Below are 22962 nucleotides of genomic sequence, written 5' to 3' on the forward strand. Positions count from 1 at the left end.
CTTTTGTCCCCTCTCCCACGTGTGGGAGAGGGTTAGGGAGAGGGTGTTTAATTAGGACAATGTTGTTGCCAAAACCCTCTTCCCCGGCCCCTCTCCCATCAATGTGAGAGGGGAGAAAAGCTACCTGCAATCGCGCTTGAACAGCCTCTAAACGGTCCATCCGCTCAACGCTTCCCACTGCTACCCGGCCCGGTTTTCAGGCTGTGCAGGAATTCGGCATCGGGCGAGAGCACCAGTGTCGGGGCGGAGTCGGCCAGCGCGCCTTTGTAGGTCTGCAGCGATCGATACAACTTGTAGAACTGCGGGTCTTTGCTGAAGGACTCGGCCAGGATGCGGTTCGCCTCGGCATCGGCCTCGCCGTGGGTGATTTTTGCCTGTCGCTGCGCCTCGGACAGAATCACCGTGCGCTCGGCATCGGCCTTGGACTGGATCTGCTGCGCCCACTCGAACCCTTGCGCACGCAGCTCCTTGGCCTCGCGCTGGCGTTCCGACTTCATGCGGTCGTAGATGGATTGGCTGGTTTCCAGCGGCAGATCGGCGCGATGGAAGCGCACTTCCACCACCTCGATGCCCAGCGAGCGGGCCTTTTCCGCCACGGCCTTCTGCACCAGCTCGGTAATCCGCGCACGGTCTTTGGAGAGCAAGGCGCTCAGGTTGATCTGGCCCAGCTCGCGGCGTAGCGATGAGCTGACCAGCTGCGTCAATTGCGTGCTCGCCTGCTCGGTGGTGCGCAGCGCTTGATAGAACAGCAGCGGATTGGCGATGCGGTAACTGGTATAGGGCTGCACTTCCAGCCGCTTCTGGTCGCCCAGGATGACCTGTTCCGCATCCGGCACCAGCAGCAGCAAGCGCTTGTCGTAGAAAATCACCGTATCCACGAACGGCACTTTGGCGTGCAGGCCCGGCTCGGTGGACGCAGCGACCGGCGCGCCAAGACGCACCAGCAAGGCTTGCTGCGTTTCGGTCACGGTGTACAGCGTGGCGGACAGCAACCACAGCACCAGCAACACAGCTGCGGCAAGCATGATTCGGGTGCGTTGGCTCATCGGGAATTGACTCATCATTTGGCCGCCTTGGCTGCAGATTTGTCTTTCTCGTTCAGCTGCATATAGGGCACCACGCTGGATACCCCCTTGCCGGACGAATCGATCACCACCTTGGTCGCCTTCTTCAGCATCTCATCCATGCTTTCCAGATATAAGCGCCATGCCGTCACATCCTTGGCCTTGGCATAACTCTGGTACACCGCCAGAAAGCTCTTCGCCTCGCCCTCGGCCAGATTGACCACCTGCGATTTGTACGCCTGCGCTTCCTGATTGATGCGGTCGGCTTCACCACGCGCACGGGGCAATACGTCATTGCGATAAGCCTCCGCCTCGTTGCGCGCCCGTTCCTGATCGGCCCGTGCACGCTGCACGTCGTTGAAGGCATCGATCACGGCCGCTGGCGGGTCGACGCGTTGCAACTGCACTTGCGTGACGAAGATGCCGGCTTGTTCGGCATCCAGCAGCCGCTGCAGCAGCTCGCGGGATTGATCGGCAATCTGCTGGCGTTTATCCGACATGGCGGACTGGATCGGCGTGCGGCTGATGATCTCGCGCAAAGCGCTCTCGGCCGCGACCTTGACGACTTTTTCCGGGTTCTCGACCTGGAATAGATAGCGGCCGGCATCCTTGATGCGCCAGAACACCACGCAATCCGCCTCGACGATGTTCTCGTCACCGGTCAGCATTTGCTTATCGTGCAGATCAGCGTTGCTGCCATCCGCATCGGCCACACGCGGCTTGCCCAGATGCAATTCATTGACTTGCGTGACCTTGGGCAACAGCACCGTCTCGACCGGATACGGCAGGTGGTAATGCAGCCCCGGCTCGGTGGTGTCCACCCATTTGCCAAAGCGGACCACCACGCCTTGTTCATCCGGCTGCACCTTGTAGATGCCCGCTGCCACCCAGGCGATGGCGATCAAACCCGCCAGCAATGGCAATCCGCGGCCGCTCAGGCCCAGCAATTGCAGGGTTTCAAGCAGCTTGTCTCGCGCGGACGACACGAACCCGCCGCGATCGGATGGCATAGCGGCGCTGGGGGCGTCATCGGGGGAAGAATTCGTCATCGCAGGCACTCAGCAGGGGAAAGCGGCGCGGCATGGCCAGAGAGCTGGGAATGCGGGGCCGAACAAGACGCGAAATGTAGCATGGCTAGGAATCGTCTGAATCCGCCGCCGCGCGAATGCAGCGTCCAACCGCTCGAAATGCACATAAAACGTAGCGGTTCTGTGTATATGTCCATTTACTAATATGCTGCTAGGCTGCCGCGCAATCCCCTACATATAAGATAGAGCGCTGCGCGATGCCCCACCCCCTTCGCCCCAACCGGAAGCTCGCGGCCATGCTGGCGCTTGCGTTTGCCTTGCATGGCTGCGGCGGTGGCGGCGGAAGTAGTAGCGGAGCCGCGACGGCGACCGCAGCCTCGACCGCGCGCACCGATATCACGGCAGCCGTCCTCGCCAACCAGAACATCACGCTCAACGGCGATTCGATCATCAACCTGCCGGCAGGTGCCACCACCTATACCGGGGTGATCACCGGCCAAGGCACGCTGCTGATCAACCCGGCCGGCGGCACGGCCAGCCCCGGCACGCTGATCGTCACGCAGAGCAGCAACGTCACCCTGCCCGATGCCCAGCAGGTGGCGACCTCCAGCCTGTCGCACCAGCCGCACTTCGTAGTGGAAATGGTCGGCGAAGACCCGCCCGTCATCACCATCAACCCCGGCGCAACGCTTCAGCTTGGCACCAACACCAGTGCGGACAACTCGCCGCTGTTCTTCGCCTATTCCAACAGCAAGAACGCCGCGAACGTGATCAACGGCCAGGTCAACCTGGACAACATCCTCAACAACGGCACCCTGGCCCTGAACACCGGCTACAACATGCGGCTGGGGCAGATCAGCGGCAGCGGCAATGTCGTGCAACGCTCCGGCGCGTGGGGTTTGCCGTTCATGGAGCGCGACAATCCCTTCACCGGCGTGCTCGTGATCAATACCCAAGGCAACTTCGGCATCTCGCATATTGCCGCCTCGCTGCCGAACGCCAAAGCCGTGCTCAACGAAGGCTCGTGGATCGTCAGCGCGGCCCCCGACCACACCACCCTCATCAAACCGAACATCTACGAAGCCCATTACGGCGACGACATCAATTACGGCGGCACCGGCACGGTGATCATGCAGGGCGTCTACAGCTACACCGACAACAGCCCGCACGGCAGCCCGAATCTGGTGAATCCCGGCCTGAGCGACCCGAGCCTGAACATGTCCGTCGTGGTCAACAAAGGCGGCAGCCCGAACCAGGCCAACGGCCACGATTCCAGCTATCGGGGCATCAACATCGAATCCGGCACCGCCCAGTGGGGCGATGGCACAACCAGCGCCTTCTTCCTGCCCAGCGCACCCTCGCCGGCTGAAGTAAACCCCGCGCTGGGGTCAAAGAACGCCTACATCAACCTGCACAACAACAGCACGCTGGCGATCGATTACAACGGACCGGTCACGCTCAACATCGGCATTACCGGCGGCGGTGGCGGGCCGGACAAGAGCGGTCTCCCCGGCACCGGCAACGTCAACATCGTGGCGCAAGCCGGCAACGACGTCACCTTCGCGCAGCCGCAAAACTACAACGGCACCACCACGATTGGCGCAGGCGCGATCCTGCGGCTGGGCAGCGGCAAATCCGTGCCGCTCAACACCGTCACCTTTGATTCCAGCGGCAACAAGAGCACCGTGCTGACCGCCACCTATAGCGGTGACAGTAGCCTGCTCACGGCCGAATCGACCGGAGGTCTCAGCACCGACGCCATCGTGGACAACGGCCAGCTGATCATCCAGAACACCGCGACCAACATCACGCTCTCGAACATCAGCGGCAGCGGCTCACTCACCCAGGCGGGCAGCGTGACGACAACACTGGCCGGCAGCAACAGCTACAGCGGCGGCACCTCCATTGGCAGCGGCACCTTGAACATCGCCAGCAACGCCGCACTAGGCAGCGGCAGCGTGAAGAACGCCGCCACCCTCGCCACCGCCAGCGGCCAGCACGTCATCACGGTGGGCGGCACCTTCAGCCAGACCAGCAGCGGCACGCTCGTGCTCAACATCGGCGGCGTCAACCAAGGCGTGGATTACGACGTGCTCAAAGTCACCGGGCTGGCCACCCTGCAAGGCACGTTGCAGCTCCATTTCACCGGCAGCTTCGCGGCCGGGCAGAAATTCCAGCTCATCAGCGCCAGCGGCGGCTTGAGCGGCGACTTCGCCAGCATCAACGGCAACGGCGTGACGGTAGTCGCCAGCCGCGATAGCACTGGCTATTACGTGACGGTGCAGTAGTTAGCAGGCGGTGGGCCAGAAGCGGCTCACCGCGCCTTCACCGCCAGATATTCGCCATTGCCCACCGGCACCCGCGACGAACTGAACGCCGCATCGCCATCCACCAGCCCCACGAACGGCGCCATCTCGCTTTGATGCAACGTCGCGTTATCCACCACCAGCAAGCCGCCCGGCCGCAACACGCGTTTGATATCCGGCCACCAGCCCACGTATTCCGAACGCTCGGAATCCAGAAAGATGAAATCGAACGCGGCATCCGGCGTATCCGCCAGCACCTTGCCGGCATCGGCCTGCAATTGCTCGATGGCGTCGCTCAAACCAGACCGGTCGAAATTGGCTTTGGCGAGCGCGATCTTGTAATCGGACAACTCGATGGTCACCACCTTGCCGCCCAAGGATTTCGCCGCACGGGCCAGCCACAGCGTTGAATAGCCGTTGGAGGTGCCAATCTCCAACACTCGCCGCGCCGCATTGGCTTTGACCAATACATCCAGCAATTGGCCGGTATCGCGGGTGATATTGAGCATGCGCTTGGGGCGCTCGGTGTTGGCGGAATCGTTTTCGGCGCCGAAGGTTTCGAGTTCGGTGAGTAACCTGTCCAGTTTCACAGGGAATCCTTTTAGCGACCGCCGTTTGCAAGGCAGGGCAATGGGATATGTATTTTGTAGGAGCGAGCTTGCTCGCGATTGCATCAATGAGCCGAGGCGTCGTCATCGCGAGCAAGCTCGCTCCTACAACGTTTTCGGCGCTTTCCGCCAATCAAGGCAACACCCCCAACAACGACCACAACCGTCTCGCCTCGGCATCGCTCGAGATCAATTCCGCCAGCAGATCACGCAGCGGTTTCTGGCCCCATTCCACCGCGCGGTAGATCAGGTACGGCACGGGGCTGTGGGGTTCGGTTTTGGAGAGGTAGTCGGCGATCAGCAGCAGTTGGCGATAGGCGTCGTCGCGGCTGACGGGGTTGTTGAGCTGGGTGGCGGTCATGGCGGGGGCGGGGTCCGGCTGGCTGGCTGCGGGGGTGGGTTCGGCTGCGGCGACAACGGGCGGCGGCGGCGGTTCGGGGGCAGGTTGCATCGCGATGAACTCCTGCACGACTTGCATCATCTGGTCGATCGTTTCACGCAGCGCGGCGAAGGATGGCGCTTCGTTGCCCATGTGTTCGGTGTAGCGATCGTCAAGCTTGGCGAGCCACGCCCTGCTGGCAGCGAGCCGTTCGGCGTTCCGGCGCAGGCCGTTGCCGGCCAGGGTGCGGATGGCATCGGCGTATTGCTTGGCGGTTTGCTTGGCTTCTTCCTGTTCGGCTTTGGCGGTTTTGCTGGTGCCGGTCAGCAGTTGCTTGCGCGTCAGCGCCTGCCAGTCGGCCAGGGTGATCCGGCCGACGTCGCCGGCTGCGTCGTCACCGATCAGCGGCACGCCAATGACGAGGGTTTCGGCATAGGCGCGGGCGGCCCATTCCAGCGGGCCGGCCCGAAAACTCAGATCACCGTCGCGGATTTGCGGGTGCACGGTGTCCCAGAAGCGTTCGCTCAATTCGGTCAGCAAGGCCAGTGCGGCTTCGAGCCCGGCCAGACCGTGGCGCTGCTGCCATGCTTCGCCAAGCCAGACGGCGATCATCAGATCCTTGCTGCGTTTGCGGATCACATCGGTGGCGAGCTGCTCAACCGTGGCCCAGTCGCCGCGCTTCAAGGTGGACTGCCAGATGCCCGAGGGCAGGCTGGCGTCGTCCTCGCGGCGGGCTTCGCGGATCTGGTCGTACTCCGGCTCGTAACGCATCGGCACGCCGCTGGGGGCGTCATCGCTGATCGGCAGCAGCAAGGGGTCGATCGGGATGACGACGTCGGTACGGCTCACAGGGTTTCCTCGGATGCAGCAACAAACTTCGGGTCTTTCGAATCCGGCATGGTGATGTTGCGGAACGGCGATGGCGGCGCGGCCATCGGCAGTGGCGACAGCGCCAGGCTGGCCTTGCCGCCAGGGGCAATCAAGGCCACGCGCAGGAACATCTGGGCGCGGGCGTCGGTATGCACGGCCGGGGTGCGCACCGGCAGGTTGAACATCAACGCCACATCGCTGTAGTCGCCGCCGGTCGGCACCCGGTACGGCGAGAGGTGATCACGCAGTAGCCGCAGCAGTGCCCAATGGCCGTCATAGCCCCAACCCGCCTGCTTCTCGAACACGCCCAGCGCAGGCTGGAACGCGTCATCGGTCGGGATTTGTGGCGCGTCCTTGGCCCAGCGCAGCACCAATGAGACCGGCTGGCCGATACTCCAGTGCACCCGGTTCTTGTCGCCGCCGGGGTAACGCGCCTTCTGGCCAGCCACGTTCATGCTCCATTCGATCACCTGATCCGCGCCCTGCTCGTGGTCGCGGTCGGTGCGCCAGCGCACATCCACGTCTACGCCTTGCCACGGGCCACCGGCATCGCGCATGAACAAGGGTGCGAGCCAGGTACGGCCCTGCTGCAGCTCATCGAGGAACTGGCGGGCAGCATCGGCCTGAGCCGTCTGCAGATCACCCAGCCCCATCTGCACCATCGGCAGGGTTTCATCGAGCAGCTTGGTGAATTCGGCGACGCGTTCCGGCGCGGCATCCGGCGCTTTGACGTTGTCGGCGAACGGAAAGCGCCCGGCCAGATACTGGTTGAAGTAGCCCGTGAGCTTCATGTAGGCATTGGCGCTGGCCTGGGTGCGCAAGGCGTTGCAGCGCGAGCTAGCCATGCCGGTGATCGTTTGAATCCGCTCGGCGAAGAACTCCCCGTTGCCCAGCCCGCTGACCGGCACATCCACTTGTTCGAGCAGCGTCTTGCAGTTGTTCAGGTCCATGTCGTTGAGATCATGGCTGATCAATTTCTCCAGCACGGCCGGACTGGCGCCGGGGTTCTTCTCCTTGTAGCGCTTCAGCTCGCCGTTCATGTTCTGCCAGCGGTGAACCAGCAACTGATCCTTGACCGACAGCGTGATGCGATGGCCAGCCAGCCAAGTGACCGCCGGCAGTTCAGACACCGCGAGATTCGCCACCAGTTCGAGCTGTGCGCCAAGGTATTGCTGCAATTCCTTGGGATTGGTGGCGCGGTAAGCGCGCATGCCGGCGTTCTTGCTGCCATCCCACCAAATGAAGTTGCCATGCAGCGGCTGGTAGAGCGCCAGCGACTGGATCGCGTCCTCCGCGTGGTGCAGCGAAGCCAGTGCCCGCTCGTTCATTTCACGGGTGGTCGCATCGACCAGATCGCGCCGCTTCAGCTCGTCGAACGCCGTCAGCACAGCCGTCACCGCCCGGCTCAGCGCCTCGAAATGCAGCGCCTCGTCGTTCGCGTCCAAGCCCTCTTTATCTTCCGAGGCGGCATGCTCGGTGAGCTTGCCCCACATCGATTTCGCGGTGTTGGCCTGCGCGGCGGATTCCAGCGCCGCGCGATATTGCTCCGGCACCAGCAGCACGTCTTTGATCGAATACTTCTGGTAGTCCTCAAACAGATGCTGGGCCGCGACCACGCTTTCCGTATCCATGCCCTTCAAGGTGGAATCCGACTGCCGGGCATTGATCTCGCCGGCAGGACTATTGACCACGAAGCTTTGATCGAGCAGCGAATGAATCGCGGCCCCCAGCTTGACCACCTCATCCTGCAACTCGATGACGCCGCCCTGCCCCTGCTTGAGCAGCGCCGAGAACGAACTCTCGCCATTGAGCCAGCGATTATGGAACTCCACCCGCACCTGGCCGGCGTGCACCAGCACCCGATCCACCACGTCGCCGCCAATCAGGGAGCAACGCCGCGCCGTCTCGAGCAAGGCGGTATAGCCGGGCACCAGATCCTGGCCGGAGGTATGCCCCCACGCGCTATTGGTGGCGGCGACCAGTCGGCGCAACAGATCAATCCGGCCGTTGAACGCTTCCAGCTCCGGCACGCTATTGCCTTGGCCGGCATCGAGCAATTGCAATTCCTGCTCGGCCTGCTGGGCGGTGTGGCTAAAGGTCTCGTCCGCGTATAAGCGGTTGAGCCAACGTTGCATCAGCAAGGAAAAGTGCTCGGCAATCGCCGGCCGTACCGGGCCCAGGTCGATGGGCTGGCTCATTGGCTCGTCCGCATCCGCCAGAATGCGACGGAAATGCGCACGCTGCGCCAGCTTGCCGGCATGCAGATCCAGGCCGAACAAGCCATTGGCGAGGTCGGTCGCTTCATCCAGCGCCACGGTGGAATCACGGAGCGCGTGGTTGAACTGGTTGGCACGGTGCTCCAGCGTCGAGGCCGCATCAGCCAGCTGTTTGGCGGTGACATAGCGCGGCCATTTCTCCGGCGCGTCGGTATCGTCGCCCTCTTCGCGGGTGCTGTCCGCGCCAATCGCACGCACCGATTGCGCCGAGCGCAACAGGCCGGCACGCAGCGGCATGAACAGCGAATGACGCAGCGCGTTGCTCAGCGCATCGTCGATGCGGGCATCGGTGCTGGTAAACAAGGAGGTCGGAAACAGCACCGAGGAAAAGCCCCAGGATGGCGCATCGCTCAAGGTGCGCCACAGCGTGCTGACCCCTTGCCGCGCGCCGTCATCGCTGGTCATGGCCGCCCGATGTTCGCCGCGTTCGTCCTTCATGGTTTTCAGCAGCGTCGCCAGCGTGGTCGCATCGTTACGCTCCACATGCCAGACCCAGGTCATGCCCGCCAGCCAGACCACCGCCAGTACGGCCGCCACGGCAATGGTGATGCGATGCCAGCGCCGCCGCATGGTGAGGATGCGCGGAATCGGCTGCGCCAAGCCTTGCTCGGCCAGAATGCGCTGCCGCAGCAAGCGGCCGGAGAACACCGGCAATGCCGCTGCCACCTTGCCGTCTTGCGGGGCGAAGTCGTCGACCGGCCCGGTATCCGCCGCGCGCGAGCCGACAAAATAGATGCCGCGCAGCGCCGGGGCTTCACCCAAGGCATTGCCACGGAAGACCGGATCGCACAGCGCCTGCAGATTGCCGCGAATCGCGTCAAACTGGCGCGGCAACAAGTAGAGCGCCTCGCTCATGCCCCCCGCCAGCGTGCCGACTTCCGCGCCGGCTTCGACCAGCGTGTGGGTCACCTGATCGAGCGCCAGGTCCACCCAATCCGAGCGGTAGGCCACGCCGGACGCAAAGGGCGACGACCAGCCCAACATCATGTCCTGCGCATCGTCCGGCAACGCTTGGCTAAGTTCGAGGAAGCCGGGCACCTGCTCGGTTTCGGTCACCACCAGATAGACCGGCAGGCTCAAGCCCAGCCGTTGCTGCAGATCGGCGAACTTCTTGTAGGCGGAGAGGCCGGCCGCGACAGATGCATCGCTCGACCATAGATTCTTGGCCGAGACCGTCCACACGATCGCATCAAGCGGCCGATTGGCGCGAATGCGCAGCAAGGCGCCCAGCAAGCGCCGCCATGCCGACACCGGCGCCAGCGCCCCGTCGGCATGAGCGAACATATCGTCCGGAATCGCCAGCACCGCGCCATCGCTGCCATACCACCAGCGGCCGAACCAGCCCGCCTTGCCTTCGCTGTTCAAACGCCAGGCCTGGCACAGCAGCTCGGCGTTTTGCGCCTTGTCGCCCAGCAACAGCACCCACGGCGTCTGATAGCGGTCGCCCACGCCGATATCGCGTTCCAGCTGGTGCACGGTGCCGCGGAAGGTGCGGTGCGAGCGATCGGTCTGGCGGCGGAACCACCACAGCGCGATCAGCAACACGATCAGGAACAGGATGAGCAGCAGCACGAAGCCGATCACCCCCAAGGCATTCATCGAGCCGAGCGCGTTCATTTCGCCGCCCCGCCCGTATCGCCGACCTGATACAAGGCCGGCTCGATCTGGTGCGCGATATCACGCCAGAACAGATGGCCGATGCCGACCATCACCAGCGTGATCACTAGCACGATGAGCATCAGGCGGAAACCATCCGGCAGCATGCGCCGTGCGGGCTGGCGGATGGGCTCGACCGCGCAGGGGCGCTCCAGCGCCGCGCCAACGCGCTTGTAATCGGCATCACGCTGATAGGTGAACGAGAACAAGGCCCGCCGCCATTCCTCATGCTGCGCATAACCACCGTCGCCCCGCAGCCGGCCGAGAAAGCCCAGCAGCAGCACTTGCAGGTAAACATTGGCAAGATCACGCGTGGTCGGGTCGCGCTCGCGCAGCAATTTGTCGATCTGCATCGGCAAGCGCTCGCCCGCCGTGCGGGTGCCGTAAAGACGGAATTCGAGTGGGACGTCGTGCCAGATCGCCTGCCCCGGCCAATCGGCAAACAGCAGGCTTTCGTCGATCAGCGCCACAAAGGCATATTGCAAGGCATCGACCTGCGTCACCCCGGCCGAGCCGACCCGCGTCAACGCCACCCGGCTCAAGCGCCGCGCCAATGCGCCGGCTTCTTCCGCCGCCCGCTCTGCCGCCCGCGTGTCGGTATCGGTACTGGTGAGCAAACCCTGGAACAGCGCCAGCCATTCCACGTACGCCTCGTTGAAGGCGGTGCTGAGCGGCGCGCCAGATTTCAGCGACTGGTCGCGATCGGTCACAGGCAGCACTCCTGTACCGCAGGTAAGGATATTGGATAGACACTAAGTGCCTGTTCAGCGTCTCTTCGGCAACAGTTAACACTGTCCTCCCCCACTTTTTGAAGGGGGGCTAGGGGGGATTTCTGCGGCATATCAACTTGCAATGACGTCGAAATCCCCCTCAATCCCCCTTCAAAAAGGGGGAAGTAAAAAGCTGCTGCGCTCTGGGCAACTGGTTCGGGAGATTTTGAACAGATGATCAGCTCAACCACGACCAGCCTCCACTGCCCCGTCGCTCAGCACGGGAATGCCCGCCTCACTATCCTGCACAAACAGCACCACTTCCCACGGCTCGGCGCTCGCGCCGCCATTGGGCATGGCGATGCGCAAGCGCTGGGCCGCGTCGAACCACTCGCCTTGCGCCGTCAACACGAACAAGCGCGTTTCCTCGCCGACGCTGTAACTGACCTGCTCGGCCCGATCCATCGCTTGATACGGCATGCCGCGCATCCGCTGCCGCACGAGGGTAGCGATATGCGGTTCGGAGGCGATGATCGCTCGCGACAGCCACTCGGCGGCCGCTTGCTCGCCGGCGCCGTTGGGCATGCGCAAGCCCACCACCAGGCGGCCATTGCCGTCGCAGTATTCGGTCAAATCCAGCGCCGGCAGATCGAGCCAGAAGCCAGTGCTGTCGCGGCCGAACGGATAGGTGTGGTAACCAGCGCGCACACGATCCAGCGAGATCGACAACCACTGGATCACGTCATCGAAACTCGCCAGCAAATCGAGATAATCAAACGCGCGGAACACCGGCACGCCCGCGCCCGGATCAAGCGCGGACAACGCGCCGGCCATGCCGGCCAGCGTCAGATACAGTGCCGACGGGTGCACGGAACGCGTGCCAAGCGCCGCTTCCACCTCGGGCAAACGCGCCCATAGCGCGGTCAGCTGGCGATTGATTTCTTCGATGTCGTCTTCGTTGCCGGCCTGCTTGGCCTGCCGCAAACGGCCGGAGAGGAACACGCATTTCTCACGCACCTTGGCGCATAGATTTGCTACCTTGCGCCCCAATACGGACTCCGGCAGGGCACGCGGACAAGGGGCCACATAGGGCTGGCGGGTGAAGCCGCCGCCTTGCTGACCAACGCGCAGCAACGGCACGCACACCAGATCGGCCTTGCCGCTATCGACCACCAGTCGCAACGCCGGACGCCAGACCGTGAGGCTGGCAGCGCCCTCGCCGCTGGCCAGATCGGGCGTTGCCTCGCCCACTGCGGAGACATAACGACTGGCAACCGGATCGAGCCGGCCTGCCCGGTAGAGCGGCGGCACCGCCAGATAGACCGTGACGGTGCGATTCGGCGCGGCGGCAATCGCCTCGACCACATTCAGTTCGAGCGCGCCACCCAGCGCCGGGTCGTGATTGACCAACAGGCCATCCGGCAGGATCGCCTCCAGCGCCGAGATACGCACCAGCCCGCCGATCAGCGCCGATTCGTCGATATCGAGATCCAGCACGCCCCAGTAATACGGCTGCCCCGCAGCGGCGTGATTCGCCGCCACCCCTTCTGCCCGCAGCGACTGCAACTGGAAATGCTGCGGCAACAGCTGCATGCCTTCATGCCAGCAGATTGCATCTGGAACTGTGCTCAAACTGCTCCCCTTGCTCTTCTTGCAATGGCGGGTTACGGCTGGCGCCTAACCCGTCCTACATTTGATTGTTGCCATCCCGTTGCCGTCGTAGGGCGGGTTAGCAGTTTGCTGCGTAACCCGCCGCATGGGCTTCATCCCGCAAGCGAAAACTGACGCTTGCCTACAGGTTTCACATTCTTCGCGCGTACTGCGCGGCGCATTACTTCGCGGCTTCCGCGTCTTCGACCAACCTTACATCCTTGCTCTCGAACCGCAGCCACGCCGTCTTGCGTACGCCCAGATTCAAGCGATGCGCGCCCGGCCCGGCGTAGCCGGCGAAGACCAGCAAGCCCACGGCGGATTCCCCGGCGATGGGCACTTTGGCGACTTCGACGTGCTGAGACGGCACCAGCTCGTGGCTCCAGATCTTCAGCGTCAGCGGGTAATCGCGCAGGAACTGGTCGCGCTGCTCGAACCATTTGCCGGCCGGCAGGCTCTGCAACAGCTTCAACAACTCGGCATCGTTCACCACCGCGAAATCGACCGCGATCGGCGTGTCGTCATTGGCTTGCGAAACCACATCCAGCGTCACGGACTTGAGCTTCACCGACGATGAAAACGTCGAGCAGCCGTTCAGCGCGAAAAGCCCCATGACGATGCCGAACAGCAGCGTCAGCGAGGCCGCCCGGCGCGTCCAACCGCCGCTGCCGGGGGGCCAAATCTTGATCCTGTTCACAAAACCACTCGTTCACTCGATGCAAAAGTCATAGCAAATCGTCCGCGCCCCGGCAAATTCTATCGGCCAAAGAAAGCTATAAATCATATTCGTCCTATTTAAAACATATAACTTTTGCTTTTTTCAAACTCTGGTCTAGATTCAACAGACGCGATATCTTACATGACACAAGCATGCCAGAGCGCGGGCCAACATGGCACTCCTTTCAAGCAGGGATGCACATTGAACCGGCTCAACGCAAGGCGTTCGCCGCCCAACGCGAGATGGATGCCGATCACTCACTCGTATCAACCCCACTCATGAGGTCAACATGGCTGAAAGCACACAGCACAAGCTGGACCGGATCCGTCCCCCACGCGTGCAAATCACTTACGACGTCGAAATCGGCAACGCCATCGAAAAGAAGGAATTGCCACTAGTGGTCGGCATCATGGCCGACCTCTCCGGCAAGCCGGAAACGCCGCTGCCCAAGGTCGGCGAGCGCCGCTTTGTCGAGATCGACCGCGACAACTTCAACGACGTACTCGCCTCCATCGCACCGCGCCTCGCCGTGCAGGTGGACAACGCGATTTCGGACGACGGCAGCAAGCTCAATGTCGAGCTGAAGTTCTCCAAGTTCGAGCACTTCGACCCGGTCAGCATCGTGCAGCAAGTCAAGCCGCTGGAGCGCCTGTTCGAAGCCCGCCAGCGCCTGCGCGACCTCTTGACCAAGCTCGACGGCAACGACGAGCTGGACAAGCTGCTGCAGGAAGTCGTGGCGAACACCGAAGGGCTGCAAGAGATCAAAGCTGCCCGCCCGGAAGAAGCCGCCGCTGAAGCGCCCGCTGCCGAAGCAGCCCCGGCGTCCTGATCGGCCCGCCCATCCTCAACTGACCTCACATTGATTCCCGTCGGATCACCCTCCGATCGGACCCTCGCGGAGAAACACCATGGCTGAACCCCAAGCAAGCGCGGCCGGCGGCGCAGAAACGGTATCGCTGACGCTGCTCGATCGCATCATTCAAGAAGGCCGCATGGCCCATGACGAAACCCAGCAGAAATACGCGCAGGACTTGCTGTCCGAATTCGCGATTCAGGTGCTGGATGAAGGCATGGCCATCGACAAAGACACGGTGGCGATGATCAACCACCGCATCTCGCAGATCGACGAGCTGATCAGCAAGCAGCTGAACCAGATCCTGCATCACCCGGAAGTACAGCAGCTCGAAGCCTCGTGGCGCGGCCTGCATTTCATGGTGATGAACACCGAGACCAGCACCCGCCTGAAACTGCGCCTGCTCAACGTCTCGAAGAAAGACCTGCTGAACGATCTGGAAAAAGCCGTCGAATTCGACCAGAGCGCCCTGTTCAAGAAACTGTACGAAGAGGAATACGGCACCTTCGGCGGCCATCCATACAGCGTGCTGGTGGGCGATTACGAGTTCGGCCGTCACCCGCAAGACGTGGCGCTGCTGGAAAAACTCTCCAACGTGGCCGCTGCCGCACATGCACCGTTCATTGCGGCTGCCAGCCCGCGCCTGTTCGACATGCAAAGCTTCACCGAACTGGCTACCCCGCGCGATCTGGCCAAGGTGTTCGAGAGCAACGAGCTGATCAAGTGGCGTTCGTTCCGCGCCACCGAAGACTCACGCTACGTGTCGCTGGTGCTGCCGCATGTGCTGATGCGCCTGCCGTACGGCCCGGACACCCTGCCGACCGAAGGCATGAACTACGTGGAAGACGTGAACGGCGCCGATCACAGCAAATACCTGTGGGGCAACGCCGCTTATGCACTCGGCCAGCGCGTGACCGAAGCGTTTGCCAAGTACGGCTGGTGTGCCGCGATTCGCGGCGTGGAAGGCGGCGGTGCGGTGGAAGGCTTGCCGGCCCACACCTTCGGCACGGCATCGGGCGATATCGCCCTCAAGTGCCCGACCGAAATCGCCATCACCGACCGTCGTGAAAAAGAGCTGGATACGCTCGGCTTCATGGCCCTGTGCCACAAGAAGAACAGTGACCTCGCCGTGTTCTTCGGCGGCCAGACCACCAACCTCGCCAAGACCTACAACACCCACGAAGCCAACGCCAATGCGCGGATCTCCGCCATGTTGCCGTACGTGCTCGCCGCCTCGCGGTTCGCGCACTACATCAAGGTGATCATGCGCGACAAGATCGGCAGCTTCATGACGCGTGACAACGTGCAGACCTACCTCAACAGCTGGATCGCCGACTACGTGCTGGTCAACGACAACGCGCCGCAAGAGATCAAGGCGCAATACCCGTTGCGTGAAGCCCGCGTGGACGTGACCGAAGTACCGGGCAAACCGGGCGCCTACCGCGCCACGGTGTTCCTGCGCCCGCACTTCCAGCTGGAAGAGCTGACCGCGTCGATCCGTCTGGTGGCGTCACTGCCGCCGCCGGCTGCGGCTTGATCTGACTGAAATTCAACGCCTGGTGCTCCCCTCGCCCACTGTGTGGGAGAGGGGACTGAGTCAGCGCGTACCGATATACATCCGCGTAGTGCCTCACGGCCTTGCACCAACCCAACATGTTTACGGCTGCCCAAGCAGCCAAGCCTAACGAATCAGGAGTTCCATAAATGGATGCAATCATTCTTGACCTTGGTAGCGATATCAAAGGCGAATGCACGCTGGAAGGCTACACCGACAAAATCGAAGTGATGTCCTACAGCCACAACGTCGCGATGCAAGTCACCAACGACGTCAGCAACACCGAGCGGACTTCCGGCAAGCCGCACATCGGCGAATTCACCGTCACCAAGTTCGTCGACAAATCCACCCCGACGCTGAACGAGTTCTGCTGCGCCGGTAAAGACCTGCCCGAGGTCAAGATCACCATCGGCCGTAACGCGGCGGAAGGCGACGGCAAGATCATGCCGTACATCGTCTACACCCTCACCAACGTGATCTTCTCGAACGTCAGCGTCAGCGGCGGCGCGGGTGGCAAGCCGGTGGAAACGCTCTCGCTGAACTTCACCAAGATCAAGTGGGAACTGACCTCGCAAAAGACCGACGGCAGCAAGGAAGGCACCGCCGCGTCCACGTGGGATCTGGCCGCCAACAAGCTCGTCAAGTAACGCTGCGCCGCAGCCATGCATCGCAATGCCGGCGCGGGCCTCACCCGCGCCGTTCTTTTCGATCGGCTCACCGACGACGATCCGTTTTCGTCGTCGGAGTTGGAGCCTGTCCGCACCCATGACCGCGACGCCCTGATCGAATCGGTCGGCGCGGAGCTGTCACGCCTGCTCAACACCCGCCGTGCCACTTCCTCCTACCTGAAAACGCCCACCGTGATCGACTACGGCGTGCCCGACTGGAGCGCCCTCTACGCCGACCGTGCCGAAGATCGCAAACACCTGGCATGGGATATCCGACTTGCCATCGGCTACTTCGAACCCCGCCTGACACAAGTCAACGTCACCGTCGACCCGATCGACACCCGCCGCCAGGCGCTGCGCGTGCGCATCAGCGGCGTGCTACAGGCCGGCAACGTACGCTGGCCGGCCGTATTTGTGGCGGAGCTGGTGGAAGGGAGTGCGGGGGTTGGGTATGTGGAGGAGTGAGTTGCGGACGCCGGGACGAGAAGCGCCTTACGAATCCAAGTTGTTGATCGTGGCTGAATTTAGCGGCATCAAACACTCTATTTGCGTCGAAATCCCCCCTAGCCCCCCTTCGGAGAAGGGGGGAACAGCCGCGTGGCTACCAATGAACGGCAGGAAGCCATTTTGCCTTGATGGCTTCGATGGGTCGTTCAGCCGCTACCGACGAATACTTGATGCCTCTATCCCCCCCTTCCCCGAAGGGGGGCTAGGGGGGATTTCGACGACGCCACAAATAGCCACCAACCACACCAAGAAGCCCCTCATACAACAGCAAAAAGGTCACCCATGACCGACTCCATCGACAGCCATCTCCTCGACTACTACCAGCGCGAACTGAGCTATCTGCGCCACGCCGGTTCCGCCTTTGCCGAGCGTTACCCCAAGATCGCCCGCCGGCTGGAACTGGTCGATGGCGAATGCCCCGATCCGCATGTCGAGCGCTTGCTGGAAGGCTTCGCGCTCCTGAGCGCCCGTCTGCAGCGCCGGCTGGATGACGACTATTCCGAACTGACCGATGCGCTGCTCGAACAGCTCTACCCGCACGCCATGCGGCCGATGCCGTCGTGCGCCATCGCCGTGTTCGAGCCCGACCCGACCAAGGGCAACGTCGCCGCCGGCTATACCATCGCCCGCGATACCCCCCTGTTCATCACCACCACCAAGGGCGAGACGATCCACTTCCGCACCACCGCGCCCGCCACGCTGTGGCCGCTGGCCATCGAAGATGCCGAGTTCCTGCCGGCCGAAGAAGCGCAAAACCTCACCGGTCTGCGCCAGGCTCGCGCCGCGCTCAAGCTCACCGTGCGCTGCATCGGCAAGGATCACTGGCCGGCGCTGCCGATCCAGACTTTGCGCGTGCACTTGTCCGGCACAGCAGTAACGGCCGCCGGCTTGTACGACCTGCTCGCCGCGCATGCCATGCTCGTCGCCTGTTCTGTGCCGGGCACACCGATTCGCCCCGTGCCGGGCGGCTTGCCGCAACCGGTGGGTTTCGACCCGACCGAAGCACTCCTGCCCCCCGAAGATGGCCAGCATCCGGCCTATCGCCTGCTGGTCGAATACTTTGCCTGCCCGGAAAAATTCGCCTTTTTCGATATCCCGGTGCGGGTACCGGCCGATGCGACCGACACGCTCGACATCGTCATCCCCTTCGATCAAGCGCCGGCTGGCCGGATCAGCGTGCAGCGCGAAGATTTCGAGCTGGGCTGCGTGCCGGTGGTCAACCTGTTCCCGCGCACGTCCGAACCGTTGCGACCGGACAGCACCCGCAGCGAATACCGCGTCATTGCCGACGCCTACCGCGAGAACAGCGTCGAGATCTACGCCATCCGCGCACTGCGGGCCGGCACCGACAAGGGCGCGACCATCGTGCCGCCCTATTTCGCGCTCATGCATGGCAGCCATTCGCACAGCGCGGCCAGCGGTCTGTACTGGCACGCCCGCCGCGTGAACGGCCTGACGCCGAACCGCCGCGGCAGCGACATGCTGCTCACGCTGGTCGACACCCATTTCAACCCGGCCGACGCGCCGGCCAAAACGCTGACCGCAGAGCTGCTATGCACCAACCGCTCGCTGGCGGAAAGCCTGCCCCCCGGCTCACGGCTGTCGTTCGAACTCCCCGGCCCGGTGGCACGGATCAGCCTGCTGCGCCCGCCGCGCCCGCAAACCATGCCGCCGCTGGGCGGTGCCTCGCGCTGGAAGCTGATCTCGCAGCTCTCGCTCAACCACCTGTCGCTGGTCGAAGGCGAACAGGCACTGGCCGCGCTGCAGGAAATCCTCGCCCTGCACAACCTGACCGACGAAGCCGCCGCCCGCCGCCAGATCGACGGCATCGCCAAGCTATCGAGCGAACGCGTGGTCGACCACGTCGGCCGCGATGCCTGGCGTGGCTGGCGCAACGGGCTGGAAGTGCGGCTGACCATCGACGCCCAGCATTTCGTCGGCGGCAGCCCGGTGCTGTTTTCCGGTGTGCTGGCGCATTTCTTCTCGCTCTACGCCAACGCCAACCGCTTTATTCGCACCGTGCTAGAGACACCAGATCGGGAGATCAAGACATGGCAACCACTGGTTGGTCAGCCGCTGGTGTTGTGAGGGGCGAGCTGAAGAGAGGCTTCTACTCTCTCACCCGCGACCGGGAGAAAACCGTTTGCATGACCACGACTATGTCCAATTTCGCCTCCCCCTTCCTCGAAGGGGGATCGAGGGGGATTTCGACCTCATTTCAAGTTGAGATGATGCAGAAATCCCCCCTAGCCCCCCTTCGCAAAGGGGGGAACAACGACAAGGGCCGCTGCTCATGACTGACCACGCCCCCCTCACCGAACACGATCCGCCCCGCACCAAGCCCATCCCCGTTGGCGAGCGCCTGTTCAAAGAACCGCAGGCGTTCGAATTCACACAGGCGCTGATGCTGCTGGAACGGATGCGCCCAGAGGCCACACCACTCGGCACCGGCATCGACCCACGCCGCGAGGCCGTTCGCCTGCGCGGGCCACTGTCGCCCGTCTTCGCCGTCAGCGCGCTCAGCAAACTCGAACGCGGCATCGACGGCAAAGCGCCCGTGCTGACCGCGCAGCTGTTCGGCCTTGGCGGGCCGGATGGCCCCCTGCCCTACGCCTATCAGGAATGGCTGCAGCTGCGTGCGCTGCGCAAGGATCACGGCCCGGCCGAGTTTCTCGATCTGTTCCAGCATCGCTTGCTGTCGTTGCTCTACCGCGCCCGCTGCAAATACCGCGTCGCGCCCAGCTTCGCCCCACCCGCGCAAAGCCCGGCTTATCGCATGCTGCAAAGTCTGGTCGGCCTGCTGCCACGCCCGCTGCAAGACCGGCAGGACGTACCGGACGCCGCCATCCTGGCGCGCACGGCCTTGTTCGCCAATCAACGCCGTTCGCTGGCCGGATTCGAAGTCATCGTGCGCAATCATTTTGGTGTGGCAGTGAGACTCAGCCAGTTCGAAGGCGGTTGGCGCGACATTCCTCCAGTTAGCCGCAGCACGCTAGGCCAGCATGGCCGCAACCGCTCGCTCGGCCGCAACGCCGTAGCCGGCCGCCGGGTGTGGGATGAACACGCCGGCATCCGCATCACGCTCGGCCCGATGTCGCAAGCGCGTTGCCGCGACTTCCTGCCCGGCGGCACGCCCTACACCGCCCTCGTGGCGTTGGCGGCGTTCTACTTCGGGCCGGATCTGCGTTGCAACCTCACCCTGCTGCTGCCCGACGGCGAAGCCCGCCCGGCCAGCCTGAACCGCACCGACCCGCCACGCCTGAGCTGGGGTAGCTGGCTCGGGCGGCAAGAGGGGGAACGGCGGATTGATACGACGTTGGTGGCGGCGAAAGAACCGACATGAATACGCGTGAAGGACACAACACCCAGCATTGTTATTCCCCCCTTTACGAAGGGGGGCTAGGGGGGATTTCTGCGCCATCTCAACATCTACCTGCGTCGAAATCCCCCTCAATCCCCCTTCGAAAAGGGGGAGGTAAAACCCCGCAGCGCTTCAAGTTGGCGGTTTGCGAGACTTTGCACAGGCTCTTAGGCAAGGTGACGCCCCCATGAGCATCGACCTCGGCGCACTGATCGCCCGTCTCAACCCGCAATGCCGTGACGCCTTCGAGCGGTCGGCCAAGCGCTGCCTGCAGCGGGCGCATTACTACATCGAAATCGAACACGTATTGCTGGAGCTGCTGGAAATCGAAGGCGGCGACCTGGCGTGGCTGCTGCCCCGTTTCGGTCTGGAACGTGACGCGCTCAGTGGCGAGATCAACAAGGCGCTGGAGCTGTTCAAGCGCGGCAGCACGCGCACGCCGGCGTTCTCCAACCAGACCGTGACGCTGCTGCAAGACGCCCTCGTTTCCGCCACCATGCGGCAGGAAAAATCGATCCGCTCCGGCCTGCTGCTGCTGGCGCTGATCGAGCGCGATGAGCTACGCAACCTGTTGCTGAACGGTGCATCGTCGCTGCTCAAAATCCCGCGTGATGCCTTGCGCACCAATCTGACGGAATGGACGGCACAGTCGTGCGAAACCCCGGCAGCGGCCACCGCGCCAGCCGCGACACCCTCCCGCAGCGGCGAAACCAACACCTCGCCCACGCTCGACCAATACACGCAAGACCTGACCGAAGACGCCATCAACGGCCGCATCGACCCCATCGTCGGGCGCGATAACGAAATCCGCCAGACCATCGACATCCTGCTGCGGCGGCGGCAGAACAACCCGATTCTGGTTGGCGCACCCGGCGTGGGCAAAACGGCGGTGGTCGAAGGCTTGGCGCTGCGCATTGCCGCTGGCGATGTGCCACCACCACTCAAGGATGTATCGCTACGCGTGCTCGACCTTGGCCTCCTGCAAGCTGGTGCGGGCGTCAAAGGCGAGTTCGAGCAGCGCCTCAAAGGCGTGATCGACGAGGTGAAGCGCTCGGAAAAACCGGTGATCCTGTTCATCGACGAAGCGCACACCATGATCGGTGCCGGCGCGGGCGAAGGCCAAAGCGACGCCGCCAACCTGCTCAAGCCGGCCTTGGCCCGCGGCGAGCTGCGCACCATCGCTGCCACCACCTGGCTGGAATATAAAAAATACTTCGAGAAAGACCCGGCACTGGCGCGGCGCTTCCAGCTCGTGCAGGTGGAAGAACCGGATGAAGACACCGCCGTCGAGATGCTGCGCGGCGTAGCCGCCAAGCTGGAAGTGCACCACGGCGTGCGCGTGCTCGATGCCGCCATCCGCGATGCGGTCAAGCTGTCGCACCGCTATATCTCCGGCCGCCAGTTGCCGGACAAAGCCATCAGCGTGCTCGACACCGCCTGCGCCCGCGTCTCGCTCGCGCAGCACGATATCCCGCCGCAACTGGAAAGCGTGCGCCACCAGCAGGCGGCCTTGCTGGAAGAACTCACTCGCCTCAAGCGCGAGCAAGCCACCGGGCTGGATCACAGCCTGCGCATCGCCGTGATCGAAACTGAAAACGAAGCCAACACCATCACCCTCAACGAGCTGGAAACGCGCTGGCGTGAAGAGCTGGAAGCGGTGCAGGAAATCCTGCGTGTCCGCAAGGATTTGCTCGAGCTGGCCGATACCCAGACCCACGATGCGCCCGACCCCAAGCTGGATCGCGAGATCGAAAAACTCGCCGGCCAGCTGGCACGACTCGAAACCGGCCTCGATGCCATCCGCCAGGACGACCCGATGGTGCCGGAGAACGTCGATTCCAAGATCGTCGCCGCCGTCATCGCCGGCTGGACCGGCATCCCCGTCGGCAAGATGCTCGCCGACGAAATCCACGCCGTGCGCACGCTGGCGCAACGCATGGTCCAGCGCGTGATCGGCCAAGACGTGGCGCTGGCCCGCATCGCCCAGCGCATCCAGGCCTACCGCGCCGGCCTCACCGACCCCGGCAAACCGGTCGGCGTCTTCCTGCTGGTCGGCCCGACCGGCGTCGGCAAGACCGAGACCGCCTATGCGCTGGCGGATGCGCTGTACGGCGGCGAGCGCAATCTGGTCACCATCAATCTTTCTGAATACCAGGAGGCGCACACCGTCAGCCAGCTCAAGGGCGCGCCCCCCGGCTACGTGGGTTACGGCACCGGCGGCGTGCTGACCGAAGCCGTGCGCCGCAAGCCCTACAGCGTGGTGCTGCTGGATGAAATCGAAAAGGCCCACCCGGATGTGCTGGAAGCCTTCTACAACGTGTTCGACAAAGGCGTGATGGAAGACGGCACCGGACTGGTGGTGGATTTCAAGAACACCGTCATCCTCGCCACCAGCAATGTCGGCGCGGAACTCATCATCGACGCCACGCCGGACACCCTCGCCAGCGACAAATTTACCGATCAATTGCGCGACGAACTGCACCGCGCCTTTCGCGCCGCCTTCCTCGCCCGCATGACCGTGGTGCCCTATCGCGGGCTGGATGACGCGATATTGGGCGATATCGTCAAAGCGAAACTGGAGAAATTAAAGCAGCGCTATATGGATGCCACCGGCAAGAAATTCGAATTCGAGCCCGGCATTGTCAGTGCGGTATTGGCGCGTTGCCGGGCGGCCGGCGCACGGGATGTGGATAACGTATTGATGGCGGAAGTGGTGGGGAAATTGGCGGAGTGGGTGTTGGAATAAGCCAATC

At 63.2% G+C, this 22962-nt stretch carries 16 protein-coding genes; 8 read left to right on the plus strand and 8 right to left on the minus strand.

Features of this window, described 5'->3' with window-relative positions; all coding sequences use genetic code 11:
• Positions 1 to 164 precede the first annotated feature (164 nt).
• Both hflC and hflK read right to left on the minus strand, forming a co-directional pair.
• Positions 165 to 1046, minus strand: a complete 882-nt coding sequence (gene hflC / locus BR41_RS11415) for a protease modulator HflC (RefSeq protein WP_035056641.1) — start codon at positions 1044 to 1046, stop codon at positions 165 to 167.
• A 14-nt stretch (positions 1047 to 1060) separates the two neighbouring features.
• Entirely contained in the window at positions 1061 to 2113 is a 1053-nt protein-coding gene (gene hflK, locus BR41_RS11420; RefSeq protein WP_035056402.1) for an FtsH protease activity modulator HflK, read from the minus strand.
• 236 nt (positions 2114 to 2349) lie between these two features.
• Between hflK and BR41_RS11425 the strand changes: the two genes are divergently transcribed.
• Entirely contained in the window at positions 2350 to 4380 is a 2031-nt protein-coding gene (locus tag BR41_RS11425; protein WP_035056404.1) for an autotransporter outer membrane beta-barrel domain-containing protein, read from the plus strand.
• A 26-nt stretch (positions 4381 to 4406) separates the two neighbouring features.
• On the opposite strand, the gene BR41_RS11430 is transcribed toward BR41_RS11425, so the two are convergent.
• The 6 genes from BR41_RS11430 to BR41_RS11455 all read right to left on the minus strand — a co-directional run bounded on the left by BR41_RS11430 (position 4407) and on the right by BR41_RS11455 (position 13244).
• Positions 4407 to 4988, minus strand: coding sequence for an O-methyltransferase (locus BR41_RS11430; RefSeq protein ID WP_035056406.1), 582 nt, complete (start codon positions 4986 to 4988; stop codon positions 4407 to 4409).
• Between the two features lie 151 nt (positions 4989 to 5139).
• A complete protein-coding gene (gene tssA / locus BR41_RS11435) occupies positions 5140 to 6234 on the minus strand; it encodes a type VI secretion system protein TssA (RefSeq protein WP_035056408.1) in 1095 nt (364 codons plus the stop codon).
• Positions 6231 to 10148 carry a type VI secretion system protein gene (locus BR41_RS11440; protein ID WP_035056411.1) on the minus strand — a complete coding sequence of 1306 codons (3918 nt, stop codon included), beginning with the start codon at positions 10146 to 10148 and terminating at the stop codon, positions 6231 to 6233. The genes tssA and BR41_RS11440 overlap by 4 nt, the downstream gene beginning before the upstream one ends.
• Entirely contained in the window at positions 10145 to 10897 is a 753-nt protein-coding gene (locus tag BR41_RS11445; protein ID WP_035056413.1) for a DotU/TssL family secretion system protein, read from the minus strand. The genes BR41_RS11440 and BR41_RS11445 overlap by 4 nt, the downstream gene beginning before the upstream one ends.
• A 243-nt stretch (positions 10898 to 11140) precedes the next feature.
• The gene (gene tssK, locus BR41_RS11450; RefSeq protein WP_051710756.1) at positions 11141 to 12529 is read right to left on the minus strand and encodes a type VI secretion system baseplate subunit TssK; all 1389 of its coding nucleotides are present in this window, start codon (positions 12527 to 12529) and stop codon (positions 11141 to 11143) included.
• A 199-nt stretch (positions 12530 to 12728) separates the two neighbouring features.
• Positions 12729 to 13244, minus strand: a complete 516-nt coding sequence (locus BR41_RS11455; protein ID WP_211251725.1) for a hypothetical protein — start codon at positions 13242 to 13244, stop codon at positions 12729 to 12731.
• Positions 13245 to 13554: 310 nt separating this feature from the next.
• Between BR41_RS11455 and tssB the strand changes: the two genes are divergently transcribed.
• From tssB to tssH, 7 genes are all read left to right on the plus strand, one after another.
• Positions 13555 to 14094: a type VI secretion system contractile sheath small subunit gene (gene tssB, locus BR41_RS11460; protein WP_035056416.1), complete on the plus strand. Its 540-nt coding sequence runs from the start codon at positions 13555 to 13557 to the stop codon at positions 14092 to 14094.
• A 79-nt stretch (positions 14095 to 14173) separates the two neighbouring features.
• A complete protein-coding gene (gene tssC / locus BR41_RS11465) occupies positions 14174 to 15655 on the plus strand; it encodes a type VI secretion system contractile sheath large subunit (RefSeq protein ID WP_035056417.1) in 1482 nt (493 codons plus the stop codon).
• 167 nt (positions 15656 to 15822) lie between these two features.
• Complete coding sequence (locus tag BR41_RS11470; protein ID WP_035056420.1) at positions 15823 to 16320, plus strand: Hcp family type VI secretion system effector; 498 nt, start codon at positions 15823 to 15825, stop codon at positions 16318 to 16320.
• A gap of 15 nt (positions 16321 to 16335) precedes the next feature.
• Complete coding sequence (tssE, locus tag BR41_RS11475) at positions 16336 to 16806, plus strand: type VI secretion system baseplate subunit TssE (protein WP_035056422.1); 471 nt, start codon at positions 16336 to 16338, stop codon at positions 16804 to 16806.
• A 324-nt stretch (positions 16807 to 17130) separates the two neighbouring features.
• Positions 17131 to 18936: a type VI secretion system baseplate subunit TssF gene (gene tssF / locus BR41_RS11480; protein WP_035056425.1), complete on the plus strand. Its 1806-nt coding sequence runs from the start codon at positions 17131 to 17133 to the stop codon at positions 18934 to 18936.
• A 205-nt stretch (positions 18937 to 19141) separates the two neighbouring features.
• Positions 19142 to 20191 (plus strand): type VI secretion system baseplate subunit TssG, encoded by a 1050-nt coding sequence (gene tssG / locus BR41_RS11490; RefSeq protein WP_051710758.1) that lies wholly within the window; start codon positions 19142 to 19144, stop codon positions 20189 to 20191.
• A 205-nt stretch (positions 20192 to 20396) separates the two neighbouring features.
• Positions 20397 to 22955 (plus strand): type VI secretion system ATPase TssH, encoded by a 2559-nt coding sequence (gene tssH / locus BR41_RS11495; RefSeq protein WP_211251726.1) that lies wholly within the window; start codon positions 20397 to 20399, stop codon positions 22953 to 22955.
• Positions 22956 to 22962: the final 7 nt, after the last annotated feature.

Source organism: Andreprevotia chitinilytica DSM 18519 (genome assembly GCF_000711875.1).
In the GTDB taxonomy this organism is placed as follows: Bacteria; Pseudomonadota; Gammaproteobacteria; order Burkholderiales; family Chitinibacteraceae; genus Andreprevotia; species Andreprevotia chitinilytica.

Bases quoted from the DNA above. Each gene is read 5' to 3' on its own strand.
- hflC (WP_035056641.1), bottom strand. From the start codon at position 1,046: ATGAGCCAACGCACCCGAATCATGCTTGCCGCAGCTGTGTTGCTGGTG.
- hflK (WP_035056402.1), bottom strand. From the start codon at position 2,113: ATGACGAATTCTTCCCCCGATGACGCCCCCAGCGCCGCTATGCCATCC.
- BR41_RS11425 (WP_035056404.1), top strand. From the start codon at position 2,350: ATGCCCCACCCCCTTCGCCCCAACCGGAAGCTCGCGGCCATGCTGGCG.
- BR41_RS11440 (WP_035056411.1), bottom strand. From the start codon at position 10,148: ATGAACGCGCTCGGCTCGATGAATGCCTTGGGGGTGATCGGCTTCGTG.
- tssB (WP_035056416.1), top strand. From the start codon at position 13,555: ATGGCTGAAAGCACACAGCACAAGCTGGACCGGATCCGTCCCCCACGC.
- tssC (WP_035056417.1), top strand. From the start codon at position 14,174: ATGGCTGAACCCCAAGCAAGCGCGGCCGGCGGCGCAGAAACGGTATCG.
- BR41_RS11470 (WP_035056420.1), top strand. From the start codon at position 15,823: ATGGATGCAATCATTCTTGACCTTGGTAGCGATATCAAAGGCGAATGC.
- tssE (WP_035056422.1), top strand. From the start codon at position 16,336: ATGCATCGCAATGCCGGCGCGGGCCTCACCCGCGCCGTTCTTTTCGAT.
- tssF (WP_035056425.1), top strand. From the start codon at position 17,131: ATGACCGACTCCATCGACAGCCATCTCCTCGACTACTACCAGCGCGAA.
- tssG (WP_051710758.1), top strand. From the start codon at position 19,142: ATGACTGACCACGCCCCCCTCACCGAACACGATCCGCCCCGCACCAAG.
- tssH (WP_211251726.1), top strand. From the start codon at position 20,397: ATGAGCATCGACCTCGGCGCACTGATCGCCCGTCTCAACCCGCAATGC.